Annotated in this window: 10 protein-coding genes, 1 tRNA gene and 1 pseudogene; 3 read left to right on the top strand and 9 right to left on the bottom strand. The window is 67.5% G+C overall.

The annotated features are described in order from the left end of the window. The first annotated feature begins 32 nt into the window (after positions 1–32). Positions 33–389: a GntR family transcriptional regulator gene (locus EXE41_RS09070; RefSeq protein ID WP_137690793.1), complete on the top strand. Its 357-nt coding sequence runs from the start codon at positions 33–35 to the stop codon at positions 387–389. A 25-nt stretch (positions 390–414) separates the two neighbouring features. Here EXE41_RS09070 and EXE41_RS09065 read toward each other — a convergent pair whose 3' ends face one another. From EXE41_RS09065 to EXE41_RS09040, 6 genes are all read right to left on the bottom strand, one after another. Continuing rightward, positions 415–948 (bottom strand): hypothetical protein, encoded by a 534-nt coding sequence (locus tag EXE41_RS09065; protein WP_049931658.1) that lies wholly within the window; start codon positions 946–948, stop codon positions 415–417. A 75-nt stretch (positions 949–1023) separates the two neighbouring features. Continuing rightward, the gene (locus tag EXE41_RS09060; RefSeq protein WP_089308171.1) at positions 1024–2343 is read right to left on the bottom strand and encodes an ABC transporter ATP-binding protein; all 1320 of its coding nucleotides are present in this window, start codon (positions 2341–2343) and stop codon (positions 1024–1026) included. Continuing rightward, a complete protein-coding gene (locus EXE41_RS09055) occupies positions 2340–3431 on the bottom strand; it encodes an ABC transporter ATP-binding protein (protein WP_137690792.1) in 1092 nt (363 codons plus the stop codon). The genes EXE41_RS09060 and EXE41_RS09055 overlap by 4 nt, the downstream gene beginning before the upstream one ends. Beyond that, a complete protein-coding gene (locus tag EXE41_RS09050; RefSeq protein ID WP_049931660.1) occupies positions 3431–4516 on the bottom strand; it encodes an ABC transporter permease in 1086 nt (361 codons plus the stop codon). The genes EXE41_RS09055 and EXE41_RS09050 overlap by 1 nt, the downstream gene beginning before the upstream one ends. A 3-nt stretch (positions 4517–4519) precedes the next feature. Continuing rightward, complete coding sequence (locus EXE41_RS09045; protein ID WP_049931661.1) at positions 4520–5470, bottom strand: ABC transporter permease; 951 nt, start codon at positions 5468–5470, stop codon at positions 4520–4522. Between the two features lie 38 nt (positions 5471–5508). Beyond that, positions 5509–7137, bottom strand: coding sequence for an ABC transporter substrate-binding protein (locus tag EXE41_RS09040; protein WP_086215606.1), 1629 nt, complete (start codon positions 7135–7137; stop codon positions 5509–5511). Between the two features lie 295 nt (positions 7138–7432). Between EXE41_RS09040 and EXE41_RS09035 the strand changes: the two genes are divergently transcribed. Both EXE41_RS09035 and EXE41_RS09030 read left to right on the top strand, forming a co-directional pair. Continuing rightward, positions 7433–9091 (top strand): gamma-glutamyltransferase family protein, encoded by a 1659-nt coding sequence (locus EXE41_RS09035; protein ID WP_089308173.1) that lies wholly within the window; start codon positions 7433–7435, stop codon positions 9089–9091. 275 nt (positions 9092–9366) lie between these two features. Beyond that, positions 9367–10740: an ABC transporter substrate-binding protein gene (locus tag EXE41_RS09030; RefSeq protein WP_137690791.1), complete on the top strand. Its 1374-nt coding sequence runs from the start codon at positions 9367–9369 to the stop codon at positions 10738–10740. 191 nt (positions 10741–10931) lie between these two features. Here the strand turns inward: EXE41_RS09030 and EXE41_RS09025 are convergent. From EXE41_RS09025 to EXE41_RS09015, 3 genes and pseudogenes are all read right to left on the bottom strand, one after another. Further along, positions 10932–11002 (bottom strand) — tRNA-Gly (locus EXE41_RS09025). Between the two features lie 158 nt (positions 11003–11160). Further along, positions 11161–11715: a PKD domain-containing protein gene (locus EXE41_RS09020; RefSeq protein WP_158294403.1), complete on the bottom strand. Its 555-nt coding sequence runs from the start codon at positions 11713–11715 to the stop codon at positions 11161–11163. A gap of 159 nt (positions 11716–11874) precedes the next feature. Then, positions 11875–11978 (bottom strand): annotated as a pseudogene (locus EXE41_RS09015) (IS1595 family transposase); the annotation flags it as partial.

Raw genomic sequence — 11978 nt, 5'->3', positions numbered from 1 at the left:
GCTGTCATGCCGCTCGCTCGTGAACGGCGGGTATGGACGAGCAATCGACCGACGAGTACACGCGGCTCGTGGCGGAGAACGGGCTCGCGCTCCTGTTCACGAACCGAGTGCGGGCGCGGGTCGTCGCGGCGCTGTTTTACGCGTCCGAGCCGCTGCCGGTCGATCGGATCGTCGAGGGCGCGGGCGTCGACCGGACTGTCGTCCACGAGGCGCTCGACGGACTCGAACGGTTCGGAATCCTGGAGATCGATCGGACCGAGGGGCGCGACCCCGACCGATACACGCTCGACGAATCGGACGATCTCACCGAGGCGCTCCGGGCGGTCGCGGAGCTCGCGACCGAGCGTTACCATCAGGAAGAGATAGACATCCCGAGCGACGACGAGTGAGGCCCTGCGGCGCCCCGGACGCGGGTCACTCGATCCGGACGGTCGTCTCGTCGTAGACGCCTTTTCCGGCGGGGTCGTCCACGGCGAGCCCGGCGCCGATCGTGTGTTCCCCGCGGTCGGCGGGCCGCCACTCCGTCTCCGAGACCTGGAAGCTCTGCTGCCACCGCCGGGTGAACCGTCGTCGCTCCCCGCGGTCGAGCGTGAACCGCGCTTCCGACTCCGGGAGCGGTTCGGACACCTGTGACGCGTCGCGGTGCCCGTCGACGTGCCACGTCCACGGGACCGGGGACCGCGTCCGAACGGTTACCGGGACTGGAAGCGGGTTCCGGAGCTCGATCGCCACCGGGATCGGCTCGCCCGCTTCGTACACGGTCGCCGGCGTGTCGACGCTGACGGAGACGGCCCAGCGGTGAAGCCGCGCCGGGAGCAGCCACCGTGCGAGCGTCGCCGCCGGGAGCGTCTTGGCGGCCCGAGGGCGGTGGCGTTCGACGGACTCATTCGGCCGGAACGGGTCGTCGTCGGAGCGGTCGACGCCGTCCCGCCGACGTGAGCGAGGCATGCGTGGAGGTTCCCGCCGGGAGGAATAAGCGTGTCGTCGGGGCCGCTCCCGGGCGGGAGGGACGACGGACCGGGGTCAGTCGTCGCCGCTCGCGGCCGAGCCGGGGGCGGTACCGTCGTCGGGCGCCGCCCCCTCGGTCGGCCCGGCTTCGTAAGCCGGGTCGAAGAGGTGACACGCGACGCGCCCCGCGTCGGTCTGGCGGAGCACCGGTTCGTCCGTCGAGCAGGGCGTGTCGAACGTCTCGTCGAGCACCCGCTCGGCGTGCTCGAACTCTTCGTCGGCGACCAGCCGGAGCGCCTCTTGGACCACTTCCTCTGCCTCCGGGTCCGACAGCGTCGATGGGAGGTCGAGCTCCTCGCGGAGCGCCTCCATCAGCGCGCTCTCGCCGGCGTCGAACGTCTCGACGGCGATGTCCTCCTCGCGGGCGCGGTGGCGGAGCGACATGACCGCGCGCCACTCCGCCTGCTCGAACTCGTAGTCCGAGGGCGGGATGACGCGGGGACACCGCGTGTGGAACTTACAGCCGGACGGGGGATCGATCGGGGAGGGAACCGACCCCTCCAGCAGGATCCGGTCGCCCTCCCACAGCGGGTCCGGCTCCGGGATCGCCGACAGCAGCGCCTCGGTGTACGGGTGTTGCGGCGGCGCGAACAGCTCCTCTGGCGTGCCGATCTCGGCCATCTTGCCGAGGTACATGACGGCGATCTCGTCGGCGATGTGCTCGACGACGGAGAGGTCGTGCGCGATGAACAGGTACGCGATCCCAAGCTCGTCTTGGAGGTCCTCCAACAGGTTGAGGATCTGGGCCTGGACCGACACGTCGAGCGCCGAGACGGGCTCGTCGCAGACGATGAAGTCGGGGTCCACGGCGAGCGCGCGGGCGATCCCGATCCGCTGGAGCTGTCCGCCGGAGAACTCGTGCGGGTACCGGTTGGCGTGGCTCGCGTTGAGCCCGACGCGGTCGAGCAGTTCCTTGATCCGGGCGTCGCGGGAGACGCCCCCCTCGATCCCGTGGATGTCGAGCGCCTCTCCGATGATGTCGTTCACCGTCAGCCGCGGGTTGAGGCTCGACTGCGGGTTCTGGAAGATTATCTGCATCTCTTTTCGCAGATCCCGGAGCTCCCTGTCGGAGAACGTCGTGATGTCCTCGCCCTTGAAGTACACCGAGCCGGCGGTCGGCTCGCGGAGCTGGAGGATCGACCGGCCGATGCTGCTCTTCCCGCAGCCGCTCTCGCCGACCAGCCCCAGCGTCTCTCCCGCTTCGATCTCGAAGGAGACCCCGTCGACCGCCTTCACCTTCTTCTGCCGGCCGAGGAGCCGGTCGATGAAGTCGCTCTCGGACTCGTAGTACTTCTCGAGCCCCTCGACGCGGAGGAGCGGCTCGGAGCCGCTCATCGGTCGCTCACCCCCGCTGAGCTCGCCGCGTCGCCCGACCCGACCGGGTCGTCCTCGCCGCGGACGGTCACCTCGTAGTCGAGTTCGCCGGTGAGTTCGCCGGTGTGTGCGAGACACGCGGCGCTCTGCGCGTCGCTGTTGATCGGGTCCGCGGGCTCTCCCGTCTCGACGTCGACGAGCCGGGGCTCCATGCGGGTACACGACTCCTCGGCGTACGGACACCGGGGGTGGAAGTTACAGCCCGGCGGCATCTCGATCAGGTCCGGCATCCGGCCCGGGATCGTCTGGAGCCGGTCGCGCTCGTCGCCGATACGCGGGATGGAGCTCATCAGCCCGACGGTGTACGGGTGTTGCGGGTCGTAGTACACGTCCTCGACCGGCGCCATCTCCACCGGGTGGCCGGCGTACATCACCATGACCCGGTCACAGAACTCGGCGACGACGCCGAGGTCGTGGGTGATGAGCTGGATGGCGGTGTCGAACTCGGTCGCGACCTCCTCCAGCAGTTCGAGGATCTGCGCCTCGATGGTGACGTCGAGCGCGGTGGTCGGCTCGTCGGCGATGATCAGGTCGGGGTCGCACGACAGCGCGATCGCGATCACGACGCGCTGTTGCATCCCGCCGGAGAACTCGTGCGGGTAGTCGCTGTACCGCTCGGCGGCCGAGGGGATCCCGACCGACTCCAGCGTCTCGATGGCGCGCTCGCGCGCCGCTTCCTCGTCGAGCCCGATGTGGTACCGGATCGCCTCCGAGATCTGCTCGCCCACCGTGTACGACGGGTTCAGCGCGGTCCCGGCGTCCTGGAAGATCATCGCGATCTCGTTGCCGCGGAGTTCGCGCATCTCCTCTTCATCCATCTCCAAGATGTTCTGGCCCTTGAACCGGATCTCGCCGCTCTCGATGACGCCCGGCTCGTCGATGAGGCGCATCAGCGCGAGGCTCGTGACGCTCTTCCCGGCCCCGCTCTCGCCGACGACGCCGAACCGCTCGCCGGCCTCGATCCGGTACGAGAGGTCGTTCGTCGCCTTGACGACCCCGTCGTCGGTGTAGAACCGCACGTTGAGGTCCTCGACTTCGAGCATCGCCATCAGCGGAGCCCCCCGGTGTCGGTGTCGGTCTGGTCGCCCTGCGGGTCGAACGCGTCGCGGACGCCGTCGCCGACGAGGTTGATCGCCATCACGAAGACGAAGATGGCGAGGCCCGGGAACAGCCCGGCCCACCAGCGGCCGCGGGCGATCGCGTCCTGCTCGACGTTGAGCATGACGCCCCACTCCGCGCTCGCCGGGGACAGGCCGAGCCCGATGAACCCGAGCGCCGCGGCGACGAGCACCGTGGTGCCGATGCTGAGCGTCGCCTGAACGATCACCGGCGCCATGGCGTTCGGGAGGATGTGCCGCGCGATGATCGAGCGGTCGCGGGAGCCGAGCGCCTTCGCCGCGGTGACGTACTCGTTCTCCTTCACGCTCAGGATCTCGCCGCGGATGATGCGGGCGTACGGGAGCCACCCGACGACGACCAGGGCGAGGATCATCTCCCAGTAGCCGCGACCGAGGACGGCGATGACCGCGATCGCGAGCACGATGAACGGGAACGCGTACAGCAGGTCGACGAGGCGCATGATGATCTCGTCGATCTTGCCGCCGTAGTACCCCGCGATCGAGCCGAGCGGGATCCCGACGAGGAGGGCCATGGCGACGGCGATGAAGCCGATCGAGAGGCTCCAGCGCCCGCCGTACATCACCCGCGAGAGGATGTCGCGGCCGGCCCAGTCGGCGCCGAACAGGTAGAGTCCGGTGGGCGGCCAAGTGAGGAGGTTCTCCAGGGTGGGCTCCCGGTACCCGGTGATCACGTCCTGGTTCGCGGGGTCGGCCGGCGCGAGCGAGAACGGCTGGACCGTCTCTCCGGCCAGCACCGGGAAGCTAGTCGGGAGCTGGATCGGACGGGAGAACACCGCGAGCAGCACCATGAAGACGATTGTGGCCGCACCGAACAGCGCGAGGCGGTTCCGTTTGAACCGCATCCACGCGTACTCAAGGCGACCGCGCCCCTCCTCCGACTGGAGGTCGGGCTGCCACGAGGAGAGCGGGTCCCGGGAGTCGACGCGCTCGACGTCGAAGCCGGAGACCCGTATTCGTCCGCGTTCCGTCGTCCGCTGTGAGGTTTCGCTTGACATTATCTAGTATCGGATTCTGGGATCGAGGTACGCGTAGAGCACGTCGGCGACGAAGTTCGCGAGTATCACGGCGACGCCGATCAGGAGGACGATCGCCTGGATGACCGGGAAGTCGCGGTTACCCACCCGATCGACGAGCAGCCGTCCGATACCCGGATACGAGAAGACGATCTCGACGACGACGGAGCCGCTGATGATGAACGCGACCTGGATCGCCGCCACGGTGACGACGGAGATCAGCGAGTTCCGCAGGACGTGTTTCCGGACGACCGTCCGCTCCGGGAGCCCCTTCGCGCGCGCCGTCCGGACGTAGTCTTTGTCGAGTTCCTCCACCATCGAGGACCGCATCAGTCGCATCAGCAGAGCCGTGGAACCGGTCCCGATGGTGATCGCCGGCAACAGGGTGTACACCAGCATGTCGTAGCTGAGGATCCCCTTACTGGTGGGCGGCAGGATGGGGAACAGGTCGAGCCAGCTCGCGAAGATCAAGAGCAGCAGCAGGCCGAGCAGGAAGTTCGGGATCGCGATCCCGAGCAGCGCGAACACGCGGCTGGCCTGATCGATCTTGGTGTTGCGGTAGTACGCCGCGATCACGCCGGTCGGGATCGCCGTGGCGAGCGTGACGCCGAACGCCATGATCCCCATCACGAGCGTGTACGGGAGCCGCTCCATGATCTCGTTTATCACCGGGTCGCGGGTGATGATCGACCGGCCGAAGTCGCCGGTCGCCGCGCTGGTGACCCAGTCGATGTACTGGATGTACACCGGCTGGTCGAGGCCGTACTCGGCCCGGATCTCCATCTCCGTCTGCGGATCGAGCTCCGTGAACAGCGTGATGAAGTCGATCGGGTCGCCGGGAATGGCGTGGACCATCCCGAAGGTGAGCAGGGATATCCCGAGCAGCAGCGGGATGGTTATCAGGCTGCGTTTAATGACAAATCGTTGGAGACTCATCGGGGTGAATTGAGGGCGCTATCGGATGTTTGAGACCGTTACTCCGCCGGGTACACGATCTCGTCGAGGTGCGGCTTGTACAGCGTGTTGTACCGGTTGCTCGCGTTCGGGTGCGGGCTCCACTGGTCGACAGACTCGACGTTGGCCGGGTTGAGCACGTCGATCACGTCGCCGGTCCACATGTTCGCCATCGGGACCTCCTGCGCGACGAGCTCTTGGATGTCCTGGTAGATCGGGAGTCGCTCCTCGGCGCCGAGGGTCGTCTGCCCCTCGGTGATCAGCGAGTCCATCTCCTCGTTCTCGTAGAGGTTCCAGTTGAATCCGTCGGGGACGTGCTGGCTGGAGTGGAGCAGCTGGTTGATGTGGCCGTCCGGGTCGGAGCCGCCCGTCCAGCCGATGCCGACGACGTCGGTGCTGGCCGCGGCGCCCTCGGGGTCGAGCAGGAACGGGACGAGGTCGTCGAAGGCGCGGACGTCGAGCTCCGCGTTGAAGTACTCGGTCTCGTCCATCGTCTGCTGGATGATCTCCATCCACCGCTCGCGGGTCCGGTTGACGTTGGTGATGAAGGAGACGTCGAACGGCGCCTCGATGCCCTCCTCCTCGAACGCCTCGCCGATGAGCCGGAGGCCCTCCTCCTCGTCCTGGCCGACGTACTCGTCGAGGAGGTTCTGCTCGTGCTCGGGGTCCCAGAACGCTCCGAGACCGGGGCTGATCGGGCCGGCGAGCTCCGTCGCATAGCCGCCGAAGACGGCCTCGATGACGTCGGACTTCGGGAGTAACCGGGTCATCCCGCGGCGGAGCTTCTCGTTGGTGAACGGGCTCTGGTTGACCGGATAGGTGATGAAGTCGAACCCGACGGCGCTGCCGGTGACGACCTCGCCGGTCTGGTTCTCCCACTGGTCGAGCTCGAAGGGCGCCGCGTTGTCGATCATGTCGAGCTCGCCGGCGGCCATCGCCTCCTCCTGCGAGACCTGCTCCGGGATGACCCGGATCGTGACCCGGTCCCACGGCGCCGTGCCGGGGTAGTCGTCGCCGTCGTACCAGTAGTCGTCGTAGGGGACGAGGACGGCTCGGTCCTCGGCCGAGAACTCCTCCAGCTCCCACGGTCCGGTACCGAGGGTCTGCTCGGTGAATGAGTGGTCGTCCTGTTCCGGGCTTTCGCTGATCGCGTCGGTCTTGCTCGTGAGGATCGGGACCGCGGCGAGGTCGTTCAAGAACGGCGCGTGCGGGTCGGTCGAGGTGATTTCGACCTCGTAGTCGCCGAGTATCTCGACGTTCTCGATGAAGGAGACGTCGGCGTCGTTCGTCGTGCCGCTCGTCCGGTTGATGGAGAACTGAACGTCCTCGGCGGTGAACTCGTCGCCGTTATGGAACGTGACCCCCTCGCGGAGCTGGAACCGGAACGTGGTGTCGTCGACCTGCTCGTAGCTGGAGGCGAGTTCGCCCCGGAACTCGGAGTAGTCGAACGTCAGCGCGACCAACCGCTCGTAGGCCATGGTGCCGACGACGGAGTTGGAGGTCGCGTCCGTGATGATCGTCGGGTCGAACGTGCCCGGGTTCGCGGCCGCCGACGCGACGAACTCGTTCGTGCCGTCGCCACCGTCGGACCCGTCGCCGCCGTCGCCGCCGACACAACCTGCGAGGCCGACGACGCTCGCACCGCCCATTGCGGCGAGAACCCGTCGGCGAGTCGCTGCCGATTTCGTCTATCCGTTGTCAGAGTGAGACATACCAACACGTACACGTCGGTCGTTAAAAACTATTCTATTCAGTACATCAGGTCGTCATCCGTACAGTAATTGACCGATTCGGTGACAATTGGACGTATTGACATGATCGTTCACTATTGTCTGGCGAAGCGCGACCGAGCCCCGCCTTCCGGTGGCAGATCGTTCGGTCGGGAGCGAACAGACCGGATAGATCCGGATCGATGTTTATGTGCCGGGCGACCGGATCGAGAGTATGGATCCGGACTTAGACCGATTCACCTCGCGGCGGTCGACCGTGTACGGCGAGCGCGGCGTGGTGGCGACAAGCCAGCCGCTCGCGAGCCAGGCGGGGATCGAGGTGTTACGCGAGGGGGGCAACGCGTTCGACGCGGCGGTCGCGACCGCCGCCGCGCTCAACGTCGTCGAGCCGACCTCGACCGGGCTCGGGGGCGACGTGTTCGCGCTGTACCGGACCGCCGACGGCGAGGTCGGCGCGATGCGCTCCTGCGGCGGCGCGCCCGCCGACGCGACGATCGAAAGTGTGCGGGCGGCGCTCGCCGAGGACGACGACGCCGACTCCTACTACCCGGACGACGGCGGCTACGCGGTCGACGACGCCGGCGAGGCCGAGATGCCGTTCTACGGGCCGCACGCGGTCACCGTCCCGGGGACGGCCCGCGGCTGGGAGGCGACCGTCGAGAAGCTGGGTCGGCTCACGCTCGCCGACGCGCTCGCACCGGCGATCCGGTACGCGACCGAGGGGTACCCGGTGTCCGAGGTGATCGCCTCCTACTGGGCGAGCGCCGACGCGCTGTTCACCGACGACCATGCCCGCGAAGCGTTCCTGTTCGACGGCGAGCCGCCGGCCGTCGGCCAGACGGTGACGCTCCCGCGGCTCGGCGAGTCGATGGAGACGATCGCAGAGGAGGGCGCGGACGCCGTCTACGAGGGCGAGATCGCCGAGGCGATCGCCGACGAGGTCCAGTCGCAGGGCGGGTTCATGACCGTCGACGACCTCGCCGAGTTCGAGGTCGAGTGGCCGGAGCCGGTGTCGACGACGTACAACGGCGCCGAGGTGTACGAGCTACCGCCGAACAATCAGGGGCTCATCGCGCTGGAGGCGCTCAACGTCGCCGCCGAACTGGGCGCGGGCGAGCACGACTACGACTCCCCCGAGCGCGTCCACTACTTCGCCGAGGCATTGAAGCGAGCCTTCCACGACGGCCACCGTTACATCACCGACCCGGAGTACGAGGAGATCCCCCCGCTCGCGTCGGCCGATTGGGCCGCCGAGCGCGCCGCCCGCGTCGGCGAGACCGCCTCGCACGACGTCTCCTTCGGGGTGCCGAACGCGAACGCGGAGGACGCCGACACCGTGCTGCTCACGGTCGCCGACGACGCCGGGAACGTCGTCTCCTACATCAACTCGCGGTTCGCCGGCTTCGGCTCCGGGCTCGTCGCGGGGGACACCGGTATCGCCCTCCAGAACCGCGGGGCCTCGTTCTCGCTCGACCCGGACCACCCGAACAGCCTCGAACCAGGCAAGCGCCCCTTCCACACCCTCATCCCTGGCGTGGTCCGGTTCGACGAGGACGACTGGGCGGCGTTCGGCGTGATGGGCGGGTACATGCAGCCGCAGGGCCACGTCCAGGTGATCTCGAATCTGGTCGACTACGATATGCCCCTCCAGCGCGCGCTCGACGAGCCGCGGTGGCGCTACCGCGAGGGCGGCGAACTCGCGCTCGAACCTCACTTCGACGACGACGCCGCAGCCAAACTGGTCCGGAAGGATCACGACGTGCGGACGCTCTCGCCGGTCATGTTCGGCGGCGCGCAGATCGCTCGCAACCGCGACGGGGTCCTCTCGGCCGCCACCGAACCCCGGAAGGACGGGAACGCGCAGGGGTACTGAGCCGACGGGTGGCCGCGAGGTGCGGTCGAGTCCCCGTCGCCACGGCGGCCGATCCCGGTTCGACGGGGCGTCCCGTTCGCGTTCCGTCACGCGCCCCCGACCACCTATCAGCGAGCGGGAACGACCCGCGTTTCCGGTCGCCGCCGGTCCGGCCCGAGACGCACCGTAAGCCTCCCAGACCGCGAGAGGAGCCGTCTGAATTCGGGGAGTTCGCGGGTGTGGTATTTGTGGTCGTGGATACACTTATAATGGCTCGCATGGTATTCGCTCGCAGGATGAAGCGAAGAATCCAGCGACGCGACGTACTCAAGGGCGCCGGCGCGGTCGGCATCGCGGGGCTCGCCGGTTGCTCGACGGAGAGCGGCGACGGGTCCGACGGAGACGACGGCGGCGACGGGATGGACGGGGACGACGGCTCCGACGGGTCCGACGGCGGCGACCAGAGCAACGTCCCGGACGCCGTGATGGTCGTCGGGTTCCCGCAGTCCGGTATCCAGCTGTTCCGCGACTTCTACTCGGACTTCGCCGACAGCGCGCCCGACCTCGACATCATCGTCCCCGACGGGCTGATCGACAGCGACCTGCCCGGCGAGGTCGACAACGACATGAACAACGTCATCGGCACCGCGCCCTCGGCCGGCGGTCCCGGCGCGGAGTTCTTCACCGAGTCGTATCAGGAGGAGTACGGCGAGGAGCCGGGCGTGTTCACGGCGCAGGCGTACGACGCGATGGCGGTCGAGATCCTCGCGGCGACCGCCGCGGGCGAGAACAGCGGCGAGGCGATCCGCGACCGCGTCCGGACCGTCGCCAATCCCGGCGGCGACGAGTTCGGCCCCGCGGACCTCCCCGAGGCCGTCGAGACGGTCGCCGCCGGCGATCCGGTCCACTACGTGGGCGCGTCCTCGGGCGTCAACTTCGACGTCAACGGCGACATCGCCACCGCCGCGTACGACATCGTCGACTTCCAAGACGGCGAACTCGTCACCCTCGACACCGTCGAGTTCGGCAACGAACTCTCCGAGGAGGACCGGAACGCGACCGCCGCGGACCCGGTCGGCGTCGAATCGTTCACCGCGCGAATCGGCGTGTTGATGCCGGAGACGGGTGACCTCGGTCCGCTCGGCGTCCCGATCCGCGACGGCGCCCTGCTCGCGGCGACGCAGGTCAACGACGCGGGGATCAACGTCGACGTCGAGACCCGAGTTGAGGACACGCAGACGGACCCGCAGGCCGGTATCTCGGGCGCGAACGCCATCGTCAACGCGGGCTACGGCGCCGTCGTGGGCCCGGCGTCGTCGAACGTTAACCTCCAGGTCTCGGACCAGGTGTTCATCCCGAACGGCGTCGTCGGCATCTCGCCGTCCTCGACCGACCCGAACGTGACCGATCTGGAGGACAACGACTACATCTTCCGGACCGCGCCCTCCGACCTGCTTCAGGGGCCAGCGATGGCCGACCTCGCCGTCAGCGACACGGTCGGCGCGGCGAGTTCGGGGACGCTGTACCTCAACGACGCCTACGGCCAGTCGCTGGAGGAGTCGTACGTGAACGCCTTCGAGGAGCGCGACGGGACGATTACCGAGCGCGTCTCGTTCGAGCCGAACCAGGCGACGTACACCAGCCAGTGGTCGAGCGTGCTGAACCAGTAGGAACCTCGACGGAGACCCGTTCCGGTTTTTCGCACGTGAACCGCGCCGGCCGGCTCTGAGAGAGTTGAGCCGCAACTGATAGCGTTCAAATCACTCTCGGTGATTTCCTCGCTTCGCTCAGAAAATACACCGGCCGGGACTCCCGCGAGTGAAGCGAGCGGGAGTCCCGGCCGGGGCACGATCGCAGGAAGTGCACCGGCCGAGATTTGAACTCGGGTTGCAACCATGGCAAGGTTGCGTGATACCACTACACTACCGGTGCGTGCTTCACATTCGTCCCTTGTTTGGAGACTCACTTAAGTCTTTGAGATCGCGACCAACGCGGCACGCCGGGCGTCGACTGGGACGGAACGCCGCGACCGTGTCTTCCCCGGGAATGCGGTGTCTATACCGACCGCGGAGAGGGCTGCGATCTGGTGATTACTCTTCGTCGTCTCGCGACCGTCGATAGGCAGCGTATCCGAATCCACTGACGACGGCGAGTATCCCGGCGAACGGGAGAGCGCTGAACTGGTCGGAAGAGGAACTGCCGTCGCCGACGCTTTGCTCCGGGCCGGGGCCTTCCGAGCCACTCCCTTCGGTGGTGTTCGTGGTCTCGGTCGCGTTGGTCTGTGTCGTTGCTTCGGTAATCTCGACACGCTCCGTCCGGGTGTCAGTAGCTCCCTCATCATCTATCACTTCGAGCGTAACGGGATACTCTCCGGGCTCTTCGAACGCGTACTCGACCGTCGACCCGGTCGCGGTGGTCCCGTCCGGTCCGAATCGCCAACGATACTCGGCGATCTCTCCGTCACCGTCGGTGGACGGTTCGCCGTTGAACGTGAGGGTGGCGTTCGCTTCCGCGGGCGACGGAGCGTAGTTGAAGTCGGCGCTGGGCGGTTCGTTCCCGTTTCCGAGCCCGTAGACAGTCCCTCGGGTCGGGACGATAACTTGTCCGTTCGTAACGCCGGGAGAAGCGGGAATCGTTCCGTCCACTTCGAATATCCCGGAGAGAGACACCTCTCCGGATTCGTACGCCCAGATCAGCGTTGTTGCGGTAGCGATCGGTGCGCCGGCGACGTCAGACCGTCGCCCGGACCGACTGCTGACCACTTCCCCGGTCTCCGGGTCTCGCTCTTCGGTAGACTGGCGGAACTAGCGGAATACATTGACAGCGATACAGTCCACGAGACTGTGGATCGGTGCCCCAGTAAGGTTCAGTGACCGGAGGAAGCCGTAGGTCCGAGCGGCCTGCTCCA

This window comes from Halorubrum sp. SD690R (assembly GCF_005435035.1).
Lineage (GTDB): Archaea > Halobacteriota > Halobacteria > Halobacteriales > Haloferacaceae > Halorubrum > Halorubrum ezzemoulense.
Note: the sequence above shows the minus strand (reverse complement) of the source record. Positions and strands in the feature narration are given on the sequence as shown.

Bases quoted from the DNA above. Each gene is read 5' to 3' on its own strand.
- EXE41_RS09070 (WP_137690793.1), top strand. From the start codon at position 33: ATGGACGAGCAATCGACCGACGAGTACACGCGGCTCGTGGCGGAGAAC.
- EXE41_RS09065 (WP_049931658.1), bottom strand. From the start codon at position 948: ATGCCTCGCTCACGTCGGCGGGACGGCGTCGACCGCTCCGACGACGAC.
- EXE41_RS09060 (WP_089308171.1), bottom strand. From the start codon at position 2,343: ATGAGCGGCTCCGAGCCGCTCCTCCGCGTCGAGGGGCTCGAGAAGTAC.
- EXE41_RS09055 (WP_137690792.1), bottom strand. From the start codon at position 3,431: ATGGCGATGCTCGAAGTCGAGGACCTCAACGTGCGGTTCTACACCGAC.
- EXE41_RS09050 (WP_049931660.1), bottom strand. From the start codon at position 4,516: ATGTCAAGCGAAACCTCACAGCGGACGACGGAACGCGGACGAATACGG.
- EXE41_RS09045 (WP_049931661.1), bottom strand. From the start codon at position 5,470: ATGAGTCTCCAACGATTTGTCATTAAACGCAGCCTGATAACCATCCCG.
- EXE41_RS09040 (WP_086215606.1), bottom strand. From the start codon at position 7,137: ATGGGCGGTGCGAGCGTCGTCGGCCTCGCAGGTTGTGTCGGCGGCGAC.
- EXE41_RS09035 (WP_089308173.1), top strand. From the start codon at position 7,433: ATGGATCCGGACTTAGACCGATTCACCTCGCGGCGGTCGACCGTGTAC.
- EXE41_RS09030 (WP_137690791.1), top strand. From the start codon at position 9,367: ATGAAGCGAAGAATCCAGCGACGCGACGTACTCAAGGGCGCCGGCGCG.